The organism is Nonomuraea turcica (assembly GCF_030718205.1).
Taxonomy (GTDB): Bacteria; Actinomycetota; Actinomycetes; order Streptosporangiales; family Streptosporangiaceae; genus Nonomuraea.
The window spans coordinates 251642-269749 of the sequence record NZ_JAUZQF010000011.1; the positions used below are offsets into that span (position 1 = coordinate 251642).

At 69.1% G+C, this 18108-nt stretch carries 19 protein-coding genes; 8 read left to right on the plus strand and 11 right to left on the minus strand.

The genetic code is table 11. The features are described from left to right. The first annotated feature begins 28 nt into the window (after nt 1-28). The 5 genes from Q9G87_RS28525 (at nt 29) to Q9G87_RS28545 (ending at nt 6189) form a co-directional block, all read left to right on the plus strand. The gene (locus Q9G87_RS28525) at nt 29-1894 is read left to right on the plus strand and encodes a vWA domain-containing protein (RefSeq protein WP_305919567.1); all 1866 of its coding nucleotides are present in this window, start codon (nt 29-31) and stop codon (nt 1892-1894) included. Beyond that, nucleotides 1891-3264, plus strand: coding sequence for an extracellular solute-binding protein (locus tag Q9G87_RS28530; protein WP_305919718.1), 1374 nt, complete (start codon nt 1891-1893; stop codon nt 3262-3264). Before Q9G87_RS28525 ends, Q9G87_RS28530 begins: the two co-directional genes overlap by 4 nt. 132 nt (nt 3265-3396) lie before the next feature. Next, nucleotides 3397-3993, plus strand: coding sequence for an LGFP repeat-containing protein (locus tag Q9G87_RS28535; protein ID WP_305919568.1), 597 nt, complete (start codon nt 3397-3399; stop codon nt 3991-3993). 35 nt (nt 3994-4028) lie between these two features. After that, nucleotides 4029-4550: a hypothetical protein gene (locus tag Q9G87_RS28540; protein WP_305919569.1), complete on the plus strand. Its 522-nt coding sequence runs from the start codon at nt 4029-4031 to the stop codon at nt 4548-4550. A gap of 100 nt (nt 4551-4650) precedes the next feature. Then, a complete protein-coding gene (locus Q9G87_RS28545; protein ID WP_305919570.1) occupies nt 4651-6189 on the plus strand; it encodes a serine/threonine-protein kinase in 1539 nt (512 codons plus the stop codon). Nucleotides 6190-6193: 4 nt separating this feature from the next. Here Q9G87_RS28545 and Q9G87_RS28550 read toward each other — a convergent pair whose 3' ends face one another. The 4 genes from Q9G87_RS28550 to Q9G87_RS28565 form a co-directional block, all read right to left on the minus strand. After that, nucleotides 6194-7036, minus strand: a complete 843-nt coding sequence (locus Q9G87_RS28550; RefSeq protein WP_305919571.1) for a hypothetical protein — start codon at nt 7034-7036, stop codon at nt 6194-6196. 177 nt (nt 7037-7213) lie between these two features. Next, entirely contained in the window at nt 7214-7642 is a 429-nt protein-coding gene (locus Q9G87_RS28555; protein WP_305919719.1) for a DUF6294 family protein, read from the minus strand. Between the two features lie 170 nt (nt 7643-7812). Next, nucleotides 7813-8565 (minus strand): DUF429 domain-containing protein, encoded by a 753-nt coding sequence (locus tag Q9G87_RS28560; RefSeq protein ID WP_305919572.1) that lies wholly within the window; start codon nt 8563-8565, stop codon nt 7813-7815. Between the two features lie 71 nt (nt 8566-8636). Then, nucleotides 8637-9296: a maleylpyruvate isomerase family mycothiol-dependent enzyme gene (locus Q9G87_RS28565; RefSeq protein WP_305919573.1), complete on the minus strand. Its 660-nt coding sequence runs from the start codon at nt 9294-9296 to the stop codon at nt 8637-8639. Between the two features lie 137 nt (nt 9297-9433). Here Q9G87_RS28565 and Q9G87_RS28570 point away from each other — a divergent pair, with 137 nt between their 5' ends. Continuing rightward, complete coding sequence (locus Q9G87_RS28570) at nt 9434-9817, plus strand: nuclear transport factor 2 family protein (RefSeq protein WP_305919574.1); 384 nt, start codon at nt 9434-9436, stop codon at nt 9815-9817. Nucleotides 9818-9823: 6 nt separating this feature from the next. On the opposite strand, the gene Q9G87_RS28575 is transcribed toward Q9G87_RS28570, so the two are convergent. Genes Q9G87_RS28575 through Q9G87_RS28585 form a run of 3 tightly spaced genes read right to left on the minus strand, consistent with a single transcriptional unit; the run spans nt 9824 to nt 11920 of the window. After that, complete coding sequence (locus Q9G87_RS28575) at nt 9824-10564, minus strand: class I SAM-dependent DNA methyltransferase (protein ID WP_371825845.1); 741 nt, start codon at nt 10562-10564, stop codon at nt 9824-9826. Nucleotides 10565-10612: 48 nt separating this feature from the next. Then, nucleotides 10613-11326 (minus strand): hypothetical protein, encoded by a 714-nt coding sequence (locus tag Q9G87_RS28580; RefSeq protein ID WP_305919576.1) that lies wholly within the window; start codon nt 11324-11326, stop codon nt 10613-10615. 51 nt (nt 11327-11377) lie between these two features. Further along, nucleotides 11378-11920, minus strand: coding sequence for a hypothetical protein (locus Q9G87_RS28585; protein WP_305919577.1), 543 nt, complete (start codon nt 11918-11920; stop codon nt 11378-11380). On the opposite strand from Q9G87_RS28585, the gene Q9G87_RS28590 reads away from it, so the two are divergent. After that, nucleotides 11886-12074: a response regulator transcription factor gene (locus Q9G87_RS28590; RefSeq protein WP_371825839.1), complete on the plus strand. Its 189-nt coding sequence runs from the start codon at nt 11886-11888 to the stop codon at nt 12072-12074. The two genes, Q9G87_RS28585 and Q9G87_RS28590, sit on opposite strands and share 35 nt — an antisense overlap. A 10-nt stretch (nt 12075-12084) precedes the next feature. Here Q9G87_RS28590 and Q9G87_RS28595 read toward each other — a convergent pair whose 3' ends face one another. The 3 genes from Q9G87_RS28595 to Q9G87_RS28605 all read right to left on the minus strand — a co-directional run bounded on the left by Q9G87_RS28595 (nt 12085) and on the right by Q9G87_RS28605 (nt 15981). Continuing rightward, nucleotides 12085-13323, minus strand: a complete 1239-nt coding sequence (locus tag Q9G87_RS28595) for an FAD-dependent oxidoreductase (RefSeq protein ID WP_371825840.1) — start codon at nt 13321-13323, stop codon at nt 12085-12087. 113 nt (nt 13324-13436) lie between these two features. After that, on the minus strand, nt 13437-14384 hold the full coding sequence (locus Q9G87_RS28600; protein ID WP_305919578.1) for a pectate lyase family protein: 948 nt from the start codon (nt 14382-14384) through the stop codon (nt 13437-13439). Nucleotides 14385-14394: 10 nt separating this feature from the next. Beyond that, a complete protein-coding gene (locus tag Q9G87_RS28605) occupies nt 14395-15981 on the minus strand; it encodes a pectate lyase family protein (protein ID WP_305919579.1) in 1587 nt (528 codons plus the stop codon). A gap of 364 nt (nt 15982-16345) precedes the next feature. Here Q9G87_RS28605 and Q9G87_RS28610 point away from each other — a divergent pair, with 364 nt between their 5' ends. After that, entirely contained in the window at nt 16346-17629 is a 1284-nt protein-coding gene (locus Q9G87_RS28610) for an ArsB/NhaD family transporter (protein ID WP_305919580.1), read from the plus strand. Here Q9G87_RS28610 and Q9G87_RS28615 read toward each other — a convergent pair. Further along, a complete protein-coding gene (locus Q9G87_RS28615) occupies nt 17622-18071 on the minus strand; it encodes a nuclear transport factor 2 family protein (RefSeq protein ID WP_305919581.1) in 450 nt (149 codons plus the stop codon). The genes Q9G87_RS28610 and Q9G87_RS28615 overlap by 8 nt on opposite strands. Between the last annotated feature and the right edge of the window lie 37 nt (nt 18072-18108).

The window sequence follows — 18108 nt, forward strand, 5'->3', positions numbered from 1 at the left end:
TCCCGATCACATGAGGGCAGCCCTTCACATGAACGATCCCGGTCAGAAGGAGAAACCCGACCCGAACTTCGGCAGGTCGGCGAAAGAGGCACTGATCAGCGCCCTGGCCGCCGCCATCGTGGGCGTGGTGCTGGTGCCGTGGATCAACCTGTTCCGCACGCTGCCCCTCCACATGCAGTTGTGGCTGCCCTTGGGCATCGGGATCGTCGTCGCGGCCCTGCTGAACATTCCGTTCTTACGCGAGATCCTCCAGAGGTACGAGAAGCTGGTCCTGTTGTTCCTGTTGGGGTTGGCCGGGGCGGGATTGGCCACCTGCGGCTGGCTGGCGTTCGGCGCTCTCACCGCGGACGACCGGTGCCCGGCGCCGAAAGAGCTGCGGCTGGTCACCGCACCGGAGAACGTGACTGAGCTCACCACGCGCACGCAGCAGTACATGCGAGAGAACCGGATCGACGGCTGCCCCTCGATCCGGCTGACCGTGGCGGTCGCGCCGCCTCCCGTCCACCTCACGGACGCGTTCACCAACAGGTGGGAGTGGCGGGAGGACCGCCGCGACCAGCCATATGCCCGCCTGTACGACCTGCAGCCCGACGCCTGGGTCGCCACCACGACCGCCGAGGTCGACGAGTTCAGAGCGGGCGGGCTCAAGTCGGAGAACGGGAGCGCCCCGGAGATCGCCGTGGGGAAGGATCAGCTCGTCCTGGCGATGACCGAGCAGCGGGGCGAGGAACTGGGCAAGCACATGGACAATCCGGATCAGTACTCGTTCCGCGAGGTCTGGGACACGCTGACCAAGAAGATGGGCATGACGATCGCGCGTCCGTTCCCCGAGACCTCGATGGCCGCGCTGATCGGCACCAGGGACGTGTTCCACGGCCGCGAGCTGCCGCCCGACAACCATGTCCAGGCCGAGCAGGAGCTCGTCGCGAACGGGCTCGGCGCGGACACGGTCACCTCGCTGCTGTGCGAGTTCGACGCCCTCGCCGACGAGTCCCAGCGCCGGCGGACGGATCCCAAAATCGCACTGCTGGTCCCGGGGCACAGCGTGGAGGACTTCAATGCCGGCCGCGTCGAGGGCTGCGCGGGAACCGGCGAGAGCACGCACCTCATCGCGGTACGTCATGGCCATTTGAGCCCGCTCGGCTATCAGTACGTCAAGGTGACCTGGCCCGGCCAACGCTCTGCCGAACGGGAGAAGCTGATCGACCACTTCGGTGCCTGGCTGCAGAAGCACCCGCTCTTCCCCAACGTGCTGGAGTCCAGCACGATCAAGATCGACGACGTATGGCTCCGTCAGCTGAAGACACTGAAGAAGCAGTTGCTGGACGAGTTGCGCCCGCAGCTCGACCTGCGGCTGATCGTCGACACGTCAGGATCGGCGGACCGTCCGGTACGCATCCAGGCCGCCGAGGCGCTGCGCGCCAACAGCAGGATGCTCGCGCCGCGAGATCGCGTCCAGGTGTTCGGCCTGCACGCGCAGACCAGGAACGGACCTGCCGAAGTGACCGGCATCGCGGCCAGGAGCGACCCTGAGCAGCTCGGCAGCGTGGCCGTGAAGATCGAGAACACGCCGTTCGACAAGTGGGATGCGCCCGCCTCGGCCGGGCTCGCCCAACTGGGCGCGGGCGACGAGGCGGTGCCCGCGCCCGTGGTGCTGCTGACCGACGGCCGCCTGTTCGACAACGAGGGCGGCGGCGCGGCGGCTACGGTGATCGCCCGGGCGCTCGAGGACGCCTCCACCGTCTCGGGTCTGTACGTGGTCGTCTTCGGGCAGGATCAGTGCGCCGTGACCATGTTGCAGGGCACGCGGAAGCCGTACCAGTGCGTGACGGCGGGCACCAGCGCGGAAGAGGCGATCACCCGGGCCATCATCACGGTGCGGGGGTGGCGATGAAGCCGCCGCCCCGCAACCACACCCTCCTGGCGCTCAGCTGCGGGGCCGCGCTGATGCTGCTGCTCCTGCTGCTGCAGTCCCGCGGCGCGGCGCCCACCGTCACCCCGATCCCCACGCCGTCCACCCCTCAGGAGGAATGCGGCGGCCACGAGGGCGAACTGGTCGTGGCGACCGGCAACGACGTCAGCACGGGCAGCGTGCGGCGCGGGGTGTTCGACGAGTGGAACGACCTGATCAAGCCGGCCGGAGACCCGCCGGCCAAGCTGCTGGAGATCTCCGGCAGCACCGACGTGCGGCGCGCCCAGATGGCGGCGCTCGCCCAGGCCGGCAGCTGCGAATACGACATCCTCGTGCTCGACGTGGCATGGGTGACCGAGTTCGCCAGGCACGGCTACATCAAGCCGATCGAGCTGGGCGATCAAGGCGACCGCTTCCTGACCGGCCCGCTGGAGGCCGGGCAGATCGACGGGGAGCAGTACGGCGTTCCGTTCGCCGCCGACGCGCCGCTGGAGTACCGCCGGCTGGACCGGCAATCCGGCGACTACCTGCTGCAACTGGACGACAACGAGATGGGCACGATCAACTTCCTGGAGATGATCGAGCTTGGCGGCGGGCAGGTGCTCGACGGCGACGACAGGACCACGGTGGCCCTCGACGACGACCGCGACGACACCTGGGAGGCGCTGAGATCGTCCAAGCGCATGGTGTCCGGCACGGAGGAGAGCGTCACCGTGCTGCGCGAATCGCTTCACGTGGACGAGGATCGCAGCGTCGTGGCCTTCAAGGAGGGCAGGATCGGCAACCGGCCGGTGTCCTACATGCGCAACTGGCCGATCGCGTTCCACCAGCTGGCGTCGGACCCGCGCATGCGCGGCCCGGACATGAGGCTGTTGTTCGACGTACGCGCGCCGGCGGCGGACGGCGGCGTGCTCGGCGGCTCGGTGCTGGCCATCTCCCAGCACATCAAGCCGAACAAGCTGGACCCGGCCATGCGTTTGATCAACCGGCTCACCAGCCAGGAGGTGCAGGCCCGGCTGTTCGCCTGCGGCGGGTACAGCCCCGTGCTCACCGACGTGTACGAGAGGTATGAGGTCGGCGGAGGGCAGGCGTGCCAGCGCCAGGACGGCTCCGACATCACCAACGCGAGTCTGGCCGAGCTCGCCACACTGGCCTCGGAGATCAGGAGGTCGATCGACCGGGCCCAGCCGCGGCCGAAGTCACCCTACTACGCCCAGTTCAGCGAGGTCTTCCGCCGGTGCGCACGAGGCGTCTGGGAGCAGAGGGTGACGAAGGAGGCGTTCTTCTCATCCGTCGGCGCGCTGGAGGCGGCGCTGAACGGCCGGATACCCGACGACCTGCCGCCCTGTTGAGCCGCGCCCCAGACGAGCGCTGAAAGAGCAGGCGGCTCTCAAGCCGCCGTCAAGTTCCGGAATCCCGGGTGAAAGTGGCGTGCCTTACACAAGTGGTGTCCCACAGAACCTCTCGTGAAAAGGACACCCCCCATGGGCCGCACAGCTTCCCGTTCACTCACCGGTCTGGCCGCAGCCGTGGCGACGGCCGCCGTCTGTCTGGCCGCCCCGCAGGCCGCATCCGCCAGTAGCGCGTGCGACCCGTCGCTGGTGGCGCCCCAAGGCAGCCTCATCGGCGGCCTGTGGCGCTCCAACGGGGGCGAGACGAGCGTGTTCGGCTGCCCGGCCACCAAGGAGTTCGGCTACGCCGACAAGAAGGGCTCCTGGCAGCGCTTCCGCAACGGCAAGATCGTCTGGTCGCCGAACCTCGGCGGCGGCACCCTGGTCCGCGTCTTCCAGAAGGGCCAGAACATCGTCTTCAAGTGGAGCGGCCTGGGCCGTGACTGGGACTACTTCAACGTCCGATGGAGCAAGGACGGCGGCAACGCCACGCAGGTCCAGGTCGGCCGGCTGACCCCGTGGAGCGGCCAGTACCTGATGGCCCCGTACGTCCAGGGCGGCGTCGGCACCACGACCAACGGCCACGAGGTCAACAAGTTCGCCTTCATCGTCCAGGGCTGCGACAAGACCACCTTCGGCTCCGACTGCGGCCCGTGGAGCATTCCGACCTCCATCAGCCTCGCTCACTGACCCCGGCCTGACAGGCCTTCAGCAAGGAGACATCGATGAACAACGGCTCACGTGCCCTGATCGGACTCACTGCGGCGGCACTCCTGACGATGGCCGCGTTACCCGCCTCCGCCACGGCCGCCACGTCCGACGCCGGTTCCCAGCAGGCGCGGCCGGTCACCGCCGCGCCGGCCACCTGGGGCCCGTACTACTCTCCCGGCGCCAAGCGGGCCAAGGCGCTCGGCAAGATCACCGCGACCCGCGAGGACCACGCGGTCATCCCGTCCGCCGCGACGCTGACGGTCTCCGGCCAGGTCGCCGACCTGACCCGCGGCTCCACCTGCGGGTGGGCGGTCTTCGGCATCGCCACCGTCAACTCGGCCGGCAACAAGGTGAGCTGGAAGCAGCACCACGTCCGCACCTGCGCCTACCGCACGCCGAAGACGTTCTCCTTCACCCACCACCGGGTGTACCAGGTCGAGCTGAAGGTCTGTGCCGAAGGCCGGGCGGCCCGACCGTCCATCCAGTGCACCGCCGGCAACCCCGCGTGGAAGACCATCTACATCTCCCCGCACTGACAGCCGGGAGGACCTCACCACTTGTCACTACAATCTGGCATGAGCCTGGAGAATCACGGCGTGCCGGTGGCAGCTCGCCCCAACGTGCGTGGAGGAGTTCATGCCCGCTGGCCCGCTGGAGCCAGGAGACCCACGGGTGCTCGGAGCGTTCCAGATCGTCGCACGCCTGGGCGAGGGCGGGCAGGGGATCGTCTACGAGGGGCGAAGCCCGTCCGGCGAGCGGGTTGCGATCAAGGTCCTCAAAGGGGGCGCCGATCCTGACACCCGCCGCCGGCTGGCCAGAGAGCTGGAGTCGGCCCGCCGGGTGGCCCCCTTTTGCACGGCCCGCGTGCTGGAAGCCGAGCCCGACCGGCCGGCTCCGTACGTCGTGAGCGAGTTCGTGGCGGGCCCGTCGCTGCAGGAGCGGGTACGCGCGGGCGGCCCCCTGCGCGACGGCGACCTCGAGCGGCTGGCGGTCGGCACGGCCTGCGCCCTCGCGGCCATCCACGGCGCCGGGGTCGTTCATCGGGACTTCAAACCCGCCAACGTGCTGCTCGGTCCGGACGGACCACGCGTGGTCGACTTCGGCATCGCCCGGCCCCTCGACGCCGCCACGGCGCCCTCGACGATGTCGGGCACCCCGCCGTACATGGCGCCCGAGCAGCTCAAGGGAGAGCACGGATCGCCCGCGGCCGACGTCTTCGCCTGGGCCGCGACCATGGTCTACGCCGCGACCGGCCGGGCGCCGTTCGGCAGCGACACCGTTGCCGCCGTCTTCCACCGCATTCTCAGCCAGGAGCCCGACCTTTCGGGCATTCCGCAGAGCCTGCGCGGGACCCTGGCCGCCTGCCTGTCGAAGGATCCCCGGACCCGCCCCACTGCTCGGTCGCTCCTGATCCGCCTGGTCGACCCCGGGGCTCCTACCGTCACGGTTCCCGACGTCGGCCCGGTTCCCAGCGCGTACGTCCCGCCGAACTGGCCCGCCCCGGGTCCGACCCACGTGCTCCCGACCGAGCCTGCGCCCCGCCCGGCCCCCCTTCCCGCAGACGGATCGACGGTGCCGGCTCTTGGCGGCGCCGGCATCTCGGGGCAGGACACCTCCTCCGCGCCGCCGTACGGCCAACCGATCACCCGGCGGAGGATGCGGCCGGCCGTGCCGTTGATCGCCATCACCGTGGCGGCTCTCGCGACGGCCGGTGTCCTGTACGCGAGAGGAACGATCGGCGGCTCGGCCGCCGGCGACGGGGTGACGACGGTGCGGGAGTCGGCCTCCGGGGCGACCTCGACGTCGTCCCCGGAGCCGGCCTCTGGATCGACTACAGCAGCGCCCCCGGCCGGGACGGGCGGAATCCCCCAAGCCTTCGACGGGACCTGGACGGGACGGGTCGTCTCAGAGGACGACCGTAAGAAGAGCGTCGAGGTCACGATCACCCTGACGGGCGGGCAGAGCACCGGAACGTGGGCGGACGGCGACTGCGAGCAGCAGGCCACGCTGACCCGGGTCAGGAGCGGCACCGTGCTCGAGATGACCGTGGCTCAGCGGGATCAATGCGTGGGCGGGGACATGACCCTCACGCTGAAGGGTTCCGGGACTCTGGACCTCGTGCGGCAGGAGGGCGCGGGCGCACTGGAATACCGTGGGAGCCTGCGCCGCTCCTGACCGTTCAGCCGGCGCGCGCGATCTGGAAGGAGTACGCCCCGGTCTTCGCCTCGCCCGACTTGACGACCAGTGCATAGCGCCCGTCTCCGCCCGAAAGCGGGATGTCGAGTTCGTAGCCGCACAGCGGGATAGGCTGCCGGGCGTTGGCGACGCTCTTCTCGGCGGCGTCGTACAGTTCCAACTGGATGGCCATGCATGCCCCCGCGCCTCCGAGGATCTTGATGGCGGTGGCGCCGTCCGCCTCGAACTCGAAGCGGTCGATCCGTCCGGGGACGTCCAGCCGCCCGGCCCCGGCGGGGCTGCCCTCACCGACCTTCAGGCCGATCGCCACGGGAAACGTCCTGACCTTGACGGTCGCGACCCGGAAGCTGTAGGCCCCTATGACGTTTGTGTTCCCCCAGACCTCCAGCCGGTGCCCGCCAGCCTTGGTCAGCTTGAAGATGAAGGTGCCGAAGCTCAGCGCGATGCTCGACGGGCCCAACGGCTCGCCGTCGACTTCGGAGAACACCTGTAACTGGATGTCGTCACCCTGCATGTCGGTGACGTAGAACTCCTTGGCATCGCCCAAGTTCAGGGTGAACGTGTCCTTCTGCCCCGCGCGGGTCAGCTCGGCCGAAACCGTGCTGCCGTCGGCCAGGACGCCTCCCGGCTCGACCGCCGCCGGAGACTCACCGTTCTGGCCCGTCTCGGCCTGGGCCGGCGCGGTTTCAGCCGCAGCGGGCGCGCTCTCGGCCTGAGCGGGTGCGCTCTCTCTGGGCGCGGCGGTCGCGCTGCTGGTTACGGGCGCGGGAGCGGTGTCAGCGCCCCTTGTCCCACCGCCGGCGAGGCCGCATCCCGCGAGCGCCACCAGTGTGAGAACGAGGACGGCGCCGCAACGGCCCGGTGCGACTCGGCGCACCACAGGGAGATTCGTCATATGAGCCATTCTTCGGAGCGCGCTTTCAAGCCGATTGCCCGCAACTATCCCAGCTCCGGAAGGCCGGGGCCTGAGTATCCCCTACTCAGGCCCCGGCCCGGGATCAGCTCAGCAGTGCTTGCCCAGCGACATGCGCTGGACCAGGTCGAACAGGTCGGGGTCGAACTGCCCTTTGGCGATCCAGCGATAGGTCCGCCGATTGTGCAGGTTCTTGACGAACTTGGTGCTGGTGCTCCCGTACACCTGAATGTCGCCGAGCAGGGCGCCGCGGCTGTCCTTCATGTGCGCCCACATCAGCCAGGCGTCCTCGTCGCCCAGGCTGGAGACCGTGGCGTCCAGACGTGCCGTGCCATTGGAGTACAACGTCCACGTGGCGCCAGGCTCGATCGTGCAGTATCCGGCCGACTGGTAGCCGCGCCAGGTGAACGTCTTCTGCTCCACGGTCGTCGCGTCTGCCGACGCGGTGGCCGGGAGCGCCATGCCGAGGGCGAGGGCCGTGGCCATGGTCGCGACTACCCCTGTGGTCTTACGAATCATCTTCACGGTGATCTCCAACTCGTGGCCGGCCCGCCGCTTCGGGCTCCGTTGGGTCACAGTCAAGGCCGGTCTTCCTGCAAGCACCTTGCGCCGCGCTATCCGTCCCGCACCGCAACCGCCCCGCAGCCGCCATGTAACCGTCGAAGACGGTCATCACCTCGGCCTGCCCTTTATTCCTCTGTCATGAGGCGGTTCAGGGGTGTGGTGGGCAGGGCGATCCAGCCCTCCGTACCGGCCGCTTCGGCCTGCTCCGCTGCCGGCACGGTCACGAGGCCGAGGGCTGATGCGCGGGCGGCCAGCGCGGAGATGACGGCGTCGGTGGCGTCGTCCGAGGCCCGGCAGAGCGACTCGTACTCGCTCAGATCGAGCCACGGCGCCACCTCCAGCAACCGATCCACCAACCGGCCCAGCTCACCGAGGTTGGCGGCGCGCTTGTAGCCCCGATACGGCAACCCCCACTGCTTCAGGCAAGCCGCCGGATACACCTCCACCACGACCCCAGCACCTCGCCGATCCACCGGCCGCCCCCGCCGCGCGAGCTCGGCCAGCACAGCGGCACACCGCATGGTGGCGTGCCCGATGCGGTCGGCCGACACGCTCAGCGGCGTCAGGCCGGTCTGCTCGTGCACCACCTGGTCGGTGACCCGCAGCGCCAGATCCCGCCGCCAGGCTCGGCCGGCCAGCCCTTCCGGGACTCGAACGTGCCCGCTGCGGTGCGCGGTGACGAAGTCGACGAACCGGTCCGGCCAGCCGAGCGGGCAGTCGATCCCCGCCTTGCCGGCGTCCATCACCGCGTCGACGATCAGCGCGTCGTCCGCCCCGACCTCCACGCGGACGAGCTGGGCGCGGCCGGCCGCCCAGTCGAGCCAGGCCACCGCGGTCCGCACCGCCTCCGCGGCGAGATCGATCCCGACCGTCACCATTCCCCCACCTTAGGAGGGATCCCCCGGGCCCCGAGAGCAGCTTCCCACCGGAACACCCCCACGGCTCTTGATCACGGGGTTCCGCAGCGGTCGCGCAGGGTGGTGACGCCGGGCCCGTCGAGTTCGTCGCAGTATGCCGCGCGCCCCGTCATCGCCATCGTCAGCGCCAGCGTGCTGCCGGTGACGAGCGGGCCGGAGCCGGTGCTGAAGGGCCCATCGTTCGCGGCGAGGTGGAGGCCCTGGATGCGGCCCTTGGCGATGACGACCATGTCGGAGCGGCTGTAGTAGCCGGCCAGCAGGGTGAGCCTCTCGATCGGATGGGCGCGGCGGATGCCCAGCGGCCGGCGGATGTCCTCACCGTGCACGATCGTCTCGCCGAGCATCGCCATGGTCGGCAGGGGCGGTTTGGTGGTGCTGGTGATGACCTGGCGGAACCTGTCGAGTGTGTCGGCCGGGGACGTGCCGAGCTGCTCGGCCAGCCGCATGGCCACCTGTTTGTCGAAGTCGAACCGGCAGCGGATGACGCCCGCCAGCCACCGTACGCCGTTGAGGCGCGCCGCGGCGGTGAGGTGGGCGAGCACCTGGCGCACCGTCAGCCCTTCGCACAGGGAGGGCGTCGTCCACTGCTCTTCGGTCAGATCCGCGAGGTCGGCCGCCAAGGCCGCGCGCTCGGCGTGGACCAGCGGCCAGAGGCCGGTACGGCGACTCAGGGGTGATTTCGGGGCCGTCATGGCAGGGTTCCTCCCGGCAAGGTCCACACGATCGATCGTTCACGGGTAGGACGGCCCTCATGGGGCAGAATCGTCGCTCGCGACGCGCCCATCCTGAGCGAGATCAACTGTCGGTGCTCGGTTATAGGGTCCGGCGCGTGGACGAGACATCGAGAACCCGAAGCGCCGTGCACGCCTACTTTGAGCGCGTCGAGCGGCGTGATTGGGAAGGCTTCGGCGCCCTGCTGGCCGAGGACGTGGTCTACGAGATGCCGCAGAGCCGCGAACGGATCCGCGGGAAGGCGGCCTACCTCCAGTTCAACAGGGAATATCCCGGCGATTGGCACCTTCAGGTTCGGCGCGTCGTCGCCGATGGCAGCCATGCGGCGGCGTGGGTCGACGCGCGCGTCGGCGCCGAGCACCAGGATGCGTGCGTGTGGTTCGAGCTCTCCGGCCAGGGCTTGATCAGCCGGATCATTGACTACTGGCCGGAGCCGTATGATCCGCCGCCCGGTCGCGAGCACCTTGTGGAGCGCTGGTAAGACCTTCTAGTCCCGCCGAAGGCGGTAGACGGACACGTGGGACCGCGACTCGGCGGTGAACTCGGCTCCGGCCCAGTCGGCATGCCTGCTCTCCAGCTCGAACCCGGCCAGCTGAGCCATGAGGTCCAGCTCGGCCGGCCAGATGTAGCGGTGCGGGCTGCGGGTAAGCCGAGCCTGCCGGCTCTCGTCGAACCTGAAGTGGTGCGAGACCACGTGCTGACGCAGAACGTCGTAGGTGTCCAAGCCGATGTAGCCGGGCTCGGAATGCCAAACCATGGCCTGCTGTCCCGGCGGGAGTTTACGCAGCTCAGGCACCCAGAGCTCGATCACGAATCGCCCGCCGGGCGTGAGATGGCGGGCGGCGTTGCGGAAGCACGCGACCTGCTCGGCCTGGGTGAGCAGGTTGGAGATCGTGTTGAAGACGAGGTAGACGAGCGAGTATTCCCCCGGGGCGACGGCGGTCGCCATGTCACCGGCGATCACTGGGATGGTCGCTTCGTCCACCTTCGTGCGCAGCTGGTCGATCATCGGAGATGACAGCTCGATGCCGGTTACCGGCACTCCTCGCTCGGCGAGCGGCACGGCCACGCGGCCGGTCCCGATGGCGAACTCGAGCGCCCGTCCGTCACCCGCGAGCTCGGCGAGACGATCCACGGTCGGCTCCAGGACTTCGGGCGCGAACATGCCGGTCCCCGGCGTGTCATAGCTCTGGGCGATCTCGCTGTCCCAGATCTCCTCCTGACGCATGCCGCCCACGATGGTCGTGAGGTGCACGCGTTGTCCAACGATTTTCGGTCAGACCACGGCGATGGCGGGGGCCACGCGTGCGGACCCGATGCCGCGGTCCGGTTTGCCGAGCCGGAAACGTACCTTGCCTTTGAGCACGGTGCCGGACTCGGCCAGGCCATCAGTGAGACCTTCGCCGGGGAACAGGGTGAACGTCCACCTTGGGTTGGATTCGCAGTCCGGCAGGTCGCGGCCGCCTTGCAGGACCCTGGCTCCCCACAGCTGACGGATCATCAGTGCCCTGGTGTCGACGCCGGCGACCGTGAAAGCCGCCGCCGGACCGGCCACGATGTGGTGGTGACTGCCCAGGGAGGGCCCGTAGACGCCGGTCACAGTGGCCACCATGGTCCACGGCCCGCCATTCCGTACGCCGAGGACTCCTGCGGGTAGCCGGTCGTCGAACACGTCATCCACCGGCGTGCCGAGTTGGTCCGCTCTGACGTCGGCGGTCATCGGCCGCCGGGTGTCCAGCTTGCCCGGGTCCGGCACCAGCAGGATTCCGTACGTCGTCTCGTCGGCGAAGCGCGCCGAGGCGAAGTGGTCGCGGAGCGCGAGCACCGCCTCCTCAGCGGCGTCCCACAGCTTGCTGGGGAAGGCCGTCGCCAGGTAGCCCGGCGTCACCGCCGGCAGCCCGGCCCGCACCACTGCTTCGGCCACCGACGGGCATCGAGCCCATCCGGACTCGGCCAGCCTCACGATCTGCTCGTCCTTGAACGACATCACTCGCCCAAGACTGCCGCACAGCTGAAGCATGTGCCCACACGAGCGGGTGGGTCACGCGGCGGCGCGGGCGCGCTGGAAGATGCGCACGCCGGCCACCCCAAGGGGCAGGAACAGCAGGGCGAAGACGGTGCCCACCACGTACGTCATGCTGACCGGGATGAACATCATCCCAACGAAGGCGGCCAGGTAGATCGCTGTCAGCCACCAGCCCACGACCTCCGCCCGGGCGAGTCCGGCGCTCAGCGCGAGCAGGCCAAGGAAGGCGAAGATCTCGGTCCCGCTCCACAGGGGCATGAACGCCGACCCGTCCACGGTGTCGGAGATCCGCACCGCGGCGTCGAGAGGGAGTTGCTGCCCGGTGACCATCCGCCACCAGTCGTCCCGTACCGCGCCGGACACGTTCAGGAGGCCCAAGGCGGTGGCCAGCACGCCGAACACCGTGAGCCAGCGGCCCTTGCGGCCGCGGACCAGTCCGGGCACCGCAAGCGCGCCGAGTGCGCCGGCGATCAGGCCGTAGTGCAGCAGGATCGCCGACAGCTCCGTCAGGAAGCTGTCGGACGTGCTGAAGCTGCTGGCCCAGGGGCTGACGAACACCCAGATCGCGGCCCGGCTCTACCTGGGCGAGGCCACGGTCAAGACCCGCCTGTCGCGGATCCTGATGAAGCTCAACCTGAGCACTCGTGTCCAGGCGGTCGTCTTCGCGTACGAGAGCGGCCTCGTCCGCCCTGGGGAGCAGGACCGATCCTGAGCCGTTCAGCTCAGCCGGACCTGCGGGCGAAGGCCGGCGCATGTTCCGGACGGGGTCCGAAGCCGACCATCCGGGGAGGAATCTTGCGGAAGCCCGGGAACGCGCGAATGAGGAAGAGGAGGGACTTCGGCGGCCCGGACCGTTTGCCCGTGAACTGCGCCTCGAAGAAGCCCCGTTGCACCAGCCGCTGCAGACCCTGAATGATCACGGTCGGGAGGTGCCTGCGCCGTTGCACGGCCGCCAGGTCTTTGAGGGTGACCTCGTGCCGGCGCAGAGGGTCGGCCAGGATGGCAGCGGCGGCCACCGCGTCCTGGACGGCCAGATTGATGCCTACCCCGCCGGCGGGCGACATGGCGTGCGCGGCGTCGCCGATGAGCAGCAGCCCGTCGAGGTGCCAGCGCTTGAGCCGGTTGAGCTTGACGTCGAGCACGAAGACCTCGTCCATGCTCTCCAGCCGGTCCACCCGGTCGGCGAAGTCCGGCCGCAGGTGGGCGATGCGCTCGCGGAACCGCTCCACGCCCTCGGCCCGCAGCCGCGCGTCGGAGCCTTTGGCGGTGAGGTACGCCAGCTGGTAGTAGTCCTCGCGGGTCAGAGCGATCAGCGCCTCCGCCCCCCGCGCGACCGGCGTGATGCCGGCCGGCACGCCCGCCTCGTGCTCGAACCTGGGCAGGCGGAACCACCAGACGTCGAAGGGCACGTGAAACTCCTTGGGCACGAGACCCGCGTCCCGCCGCAGCGTGGAGTGCCTGCCGTCGCACGCGACCGTCAGCTCGGCGCGGATCTCCCCTTCCCGGCCGTCCGCCGTGCGATAGCTGACCCCGACGACCTTGCCGCGCTCCCTCAGCAGTCCGGTCGCCGCCGTGTTCATGCGCAGGGCGAAGCCGGGCTCCTCGCCGGCCGCCTTGGCGAGGAAGGAGAGCAGATCCCACTGGGGCACCATCGCGATGTAGTTGTACGGCGCCGGCAGCGACTCGAAGTCTCCCAAGGTGACGATGCTCCCGTCGGCGACGGGGAACGCCACCCTGGTCAGGCGGCTCTGCGGCAGAGCACGGAAGGCCTCCCCGAGGCCGAGCTCGTCCATGAGCCGGACCGTGGAGGGGTGCACGGTGTCACCCCGGAAGTCGCGCAGGAAGTCGCCGTGCTTCTCCAGCACGGTGACCTCAATGCCTGCCCTGGCCAGCAGGAGGCCCAGCATCATGCCCGCCGGGCCGCCGCCACACACCAGGACCCCTGTGCTTTCAGTCATCATGACCGTCCCTTTCGTGCACGGACCCCCTGCCCACTAGCATGCGCCCGTACCCGAAAGAATTCAACAGCGGATGAAAAACCGAGGGCGGCGCCATGCCGCCCTCGGCCGTCGTTCTAGATCTTGCCGACGCCCACCCCGGCCTGGACCTTCGCGGGGACGGTCGCCGGGTCGTCGAGCGTGTAGGAGTAGTAGGTGCCGGGCTCGACGACGCTGCCCGCCGTCTCCGGTGCGCCCGAGTTGACGTAGACATTGCGCCGTTCGACCACCCGGCCCGGATCGCTCTCCGCGTAACCGACGTGGATCGGGTGGGCGACGTTCTCGAAGTAGTTGCCCTCCACCAGCACGCCGGCGTTCTGCGTGGAGGCGATGCCGTACAGGGAGTTGTTCCTGTAGTAGTTGTTGAACACGTGGACCGGCTCGCCGAAGCGGGCGCGCGGGTGGCGCTGGTCGGTGCCGTCGAAGAAGTTGTGGTGGTAGGTGACCCGCAGCTTGCCGATGTCGGCCGTGTAGGTGTCGGAGTGGCCGAGCAACATCGCCTTGCTGTGGTGGTGGAACTTGTTCCAGGAGACGGTGACGTAGTCCGACTCCCGTTTGATGTCCAGCAGGCCGTCGTAGCCGGCAGACAGGTCGTTGTGGTCGATCCACACGTGGTGGGCCTTGTTGGTGACGCTGATGGAGTCGTCCTCGGCGTTGGTGAACCTGATGTTGCGAATGATCACGTTGTTGCCGGGGCGGGTCGTGGAGCCGAGTTGGAGACCGCCGCCGGTGATCTCGGCGGTCGCGCCGACGCCGATGATGCTCTTGTTGGCGACCACCGTGACCATGTCGCTGATCTGGATACGGCCCTGGATGCGGAGAATGTACGCCCCCGCCCGGCCGGCGTAGTCCTGCAGTTGGGCGCCCGTGGTGATGGTGACCTCGGTGCCGCCGGCGCCGCCGGTGGTGCCGTTCTGGCCGAGGGCGTTCACGGAGGCGAATCCGATCGGGCCGTCCGCGGCGCTCGCCGGCGCCGGGAAGAGGGCGATGAGCAGCGCGGCGGCCGCGGCGAATCGGAACAGCATGGCGGCCTCCTCAGATCTTCCCGGTCCCGGAGCCGGCGGTGACCGCCGCCTTCACCGTGTTCGGATCGTCCAGGGTGTAGCTGTAGTAGGTGCTGGGCTCCTGCACGCTGCCGCTGCAGTCGGGCGTGCCGGACTCGTCGACGAAGACGTTGTTGCGCGCGACGCATCGACCGCCGGGGCCCGCGTACGAGTTGCTCACCGGCTCTTCGACCCGCTCGAAGTAGTTGCCCTCGACCAGGCAGCCGGCGTTGGCCTGGCAGGCCACTCCGACGTCGGTGTTGTAGACGTAGTAGTTGTTGAACACGTGCACCGGCTCCCCGAACCGCACCCGCGGGTTACGTTGCGGCGTCCGGTCGAACCAGTTGTGGTGATAGGTGACCTTCAACCGGCCCACGTCCTGTGCGTCGTTGTCGTCGTCGTGGCCGAGCAGCATGGTCTTGGTGTGGTCGTGCACGTGGTTCCACGAGACGGTGACGTACGACGAACCGCGCTTGATGTCGACCAGCCCGTCGTAGCCGGCGGCCAGGTCGTTGTGGTCGATCCAGATGTGATGGCTGAACATCTGGACATTGATCGAGTCGTCGGTGGCGTTCCTGAAGACCAGGTTGCGGACGATGACGTTGTGGACGGCGTCGGCGGGCGGCGAGGTGATCGAGTCGTCCGCGGGGAGGCCGATGTTGAACCCGCCCCCGGTGATGCCGGACGCGGCGCCTACGCCGACGATCGTCTTGTCGGAGGCGACGTTGTGCATGCCGGCCGGCACTGTGATCATCCCGCGGACACAGATGTTCAGCGGCCCGCTCTGGCCGATCGCGCTGATCAGCTCGCCGGCCGTATCCACCTCGACCGTGGGGCCGCCCGCGCCGCCCGTGGTGCCGTTCTGGCCCCAGGCGTTGACGGCGGCGAACCCGGTGGGCGTGCCGGAGGTGTCGCACGTGCCGGGCGGCGGCAACGTCGGGGTGGTCGGCGGGTCGGTCGGGCCGCCGATGTCCGTCACCAGCACGTCGTCGAACGAGGCACTGGCGTAGTAGCCGGCCAGGCCCGCCCGTCCCGAGCCGATCGAGGCGTCCGTCGCCGTGGCGACCTGCACGTTGTTCACGAAGCCGCGTAACGTCGTGCCGAACGCCTCGAGGCGGAGGGTGTACCAGTCGCCGGCGGACACCGCGGCCGTGGCCAGCGTGATCGGCGCGCCACCGGTCCGCTTGCCCAAGACCACCGTGCCGGCGTTGCTCAGGCCGAGGAAGTAGTAGGTGCTGGTGCTCTGCGCCCTGGCCAGCACCGCGACGTGCCGGCCCGAGCCGTTGAACGCGATCGGCCTGACCCGCGCCTGCACCGCCTGGTCGCCCCATCCGGCGCCGGCCACCGCGCGGGCGTCCGCGCTGGTGCCGGACTGCCGGTACACCCTGGAGCCGTCGGTCACCACCGACCAGCTGCCGCCGGACCGCGACCAGCCCGTGGCGTCACCGTCCTCGAAGTCGTCGCCGAAGAGTGTGGCGGCGGACGCGCTGGGCACCCCCAGCAACACCGTTGCCGCCGCCGTCGCGGCGGCGACGCCCGCCGCGAGCGCGGCGAGCACTGATCGTCTGCTTCTGCGCACCGTGGAGCCTCCGGTTGTGAAGGCGACCGGGCGCACTCGACCCTCGCGAGGGGTGTACGCGCCCGATCGCAGTGGCGAACCGGAACCCGTCGTGGCATGAACGGGTCCCTCACTGGATGTGGTGTTGCGCGTAAACTCGCGAGCTTCACACCTTTATGCAGCCGATTGTTAAGACAGTCAATGCGTAGGCTGTGCAGTTTTGTTGCAATCGTTTGCTGCAACTGAAGTGCGGCGTCCATGGGCTTGAAGCCAGAGATCGTGCAAGCGATTGTCGAGACTGGAACGCGACGCTGCTTGATAGGTTATGGCGGCAGGTGGGCCGAAAGTCCGAATCGGCGGTCCGCGCGCTGATCCTGGAGACGCCTTGACGGTTACGGCCTGGGTGGCAGTGGCCGCCTTTCTCGCCGCGTACACGCTGATCGCCACCGAGAAGGTGCACCGGGTGGCGGCGGCGCTCGGCGGTGCCGGGATCATGTTGCTGATCCACGCCACCGACGCCGGCGCCGCGTTCTTCGACGAGGCCAGCGGGATCGACTGGAATGTGATCTTCCTGCTGCTCGGCATGATGATCATCGTCGGCGTGCTCAAGCAGACCGGCGTCTTCGAGTTCCTCGCCATCTGGGCGGCCAAACGGGCCAAGGGTAGGCCGTTCCGGCTCATGGCGCTGCTGATCGTGATCACCGCGTCCGCGTCGGCGCTCCTGGACAACGTGACGACGGTGCTGCTGATCGCGCCGGTGACGTTCCTGGTGTGCGAGCGGCTCAGCCTGTCTGTGGCGCCGTTTCTCATCGCCGAGGCCATGGCGTCCAACATCGGCGGCGCCGCCACCCTGATCGGCGACCCACCGAACATCATCATCGCCAGCCGTGCCGGGCTGACCTTCAACGACTTCCTCATCCACATGGCGCCGCTGATCATCGTGCTGGTCGCGGTGTTCGTCGGGTTGTGCCGGTGGTTGTTCAGGAAGTCGTTCACGTACGACCCGGACTTGGCCGCGGAGATCATGTCGTTGAACGAGCGGGAGGCCATCGCCGACCGCCGGCTGCTCTGGCAGTCGCTGGCGGTGCTGACGCTGGTGATGGCGGCGTTCGTGCTGCATCCGGTGCTGCACTACGAGCCGTCGGTCGTGGCGCTGCTCGGTGCCGGGGCACTGGTGGCGGCGACCAAGGTGACGACCGAGCAGGCCATCCGCGAGGTCGAGTGGCCGACCCTGGTGTTCTTCGCGGGGCTGTTCGTGATGGTCGGAGCGCTGGTGGAGACCGGAGTGATCCGGCAGATCTCGCAGGCGGCGGCGCAGGCCACCCAGGGTCAGCTGGCGCTCACGACCATGCTGCTGCTCTGGGCCTCCACCGGGCTGTCGGCGGTCATCGACAACATCCCGTACGTCGCCACCATGAGCCCCATCGTCGCCGACCTGGCCCAGGCGAACGACGGGGCCCAGGTGTTCTGGTGGGCCCTGGCCATCGGCGCCGACCTGGGCGGCAACGCCACGGCCGTCGGCGCGGCGGCCAACGTGGTGATCCTCGGCATCGCCGCCCGCAACGGCACCCCGATCAGCTTCTGGCAGTTCACCAAATACGGGATCGTGGTGACGTTCGTGACCGTCGCGCTGTCGACGCCGTACCTGTGGCTGCGTTACCTCACCTGAGCGGCAACGGCCCCTCCGGCCCCTGGCGCGGGCCGAAGATGCGGCGTTCGCTCTCGTCGATGGGCACGTCGTTGATGCTCGCCTCCCTGCGCCGCATCAGCCCGGACTCGTCGAACTCCCACTGCTCGTTGCCGTAGCTGCGCCACCACTGCCCGGAGGCGTCGCGGGACTCGTACTGGAAGCGGACCGCGATGCGATCGCCCAGCACCGCCCACAGCTCCTTACGCAGCGCGTAGTCCAGCTCCCTGTCCCATTTGCGGCGCAGGAACTCCCTGATCTCGTCGCGGCCCTTGAGGAACTCGCCGCGGTTGCGCCAGACGGAGTCCTCTGTGTACGCCAGCGCGACGCGGTCCGGGTCCCGGGTGTTCCAGGCGTCCTCGGCGGCCTGGACTTTGATGCGGGCGGTCTCCTCGGTGAACGGTGGGACGGGTGGGCGGGTCATGGAACCTCCTGGAGAACGTACGTTCTCCGGTAGCCTA

What these genes read in the sequence shown, in the direction of transcription:
- Q9G87_RS28595 (WP_371825840.1), bottom strand. Translation starts at nt 13,323, where the DNA reads ATGATGACTGAAAGCACAGGGGTCCTGGTGTGTGGCGGCGGCCCGGCG.
- Q9G87_RS28525 (WP_305919567.1), top strand. Translation starts at nt 29, where the DNA reads ATGAACGATCCCGGTCAGAAGGAGAAACCCGACCCGAACTTCGGCAGG.
- Q9G87_RS28615 (WP_305919581.1), bottom strand. Translation starts at nt 18,071, where the DNA reads ATGACCCGCCCACCCGTCCCACCGTTCACCGAGGAGACCGCCCGCATC.
- Q9G87_RS28565 (WP_305919573.1), bottom strand. Translation starts at nt 9,296, where the DNA reads ATGACGGCCCCGAAATCACCCCTGAGTCGCCGTACCGGCCTCTGGCCG.
- Q9G87_RS28545 (WP_305919570.1), top strand. Translation starts at nt 4,651, where the DNA reads ATGCCCGCTGGCCCGCTGGAGCCAGGAGACCCACGGGTGCTCGGAGCG.
- Q9G87_RS28575 (WP_371825845.1), bottom strand. Translation starts at nt 10,564, where the DNA reads ATGCGTCAGGAGGAGATCTGGGACAGCGAGATCGCCCAGAGCTATGAC.
- Q9G87_RS28540 (WP_305919569.1), top strand. Translation starts at nt 4,029, where the DNA reads ATGAACAACGGCTCACGTGCCCTGATCGGACTCACTGCGGCGGCACTC.
- Q9G87_RS28600 (WP_305919578.1), bottom strand. Translation starts at nt 14,384, where the DNA reads ATGCTGTTCCGATTCGCCGCGGCCGCCGCGCTGCTCATCGCCCTCTTC.
- Q9G87_RS28535 (WP_305919568.1), top strand. Translation starts at nt 3,397, where the DNA reads ATGGGCCGCACAGCTTCCCGTTCACTCACCGGTCTGGCCGCAGCCGTG.
- Q9G87_RS28555 (WP_305919719.1), bottom strand. Translation starts at nt 7,642, where the DNA reads ATGATTCGTAAGACCACAGGGGTAGTCGCGACCATGGCCACGGCCCTC.
- Q9G87_RS28530 (WP_305919718.1), top strand. Translation starts at nt 1,891, where the DNA reads ATGAAGCCGCCGCCCCGCAACCACACCCTCCTGGCGCTCAGCTGCGGG.
- Q9G87_RS28560 (WP_305919572.1), bottom strand. Translation starts at nt 8,565, where the DNA reads ATGGTGACGGTCGGGATCGATCTCGCCGCGGAGGCGGTGCGGACCGCG.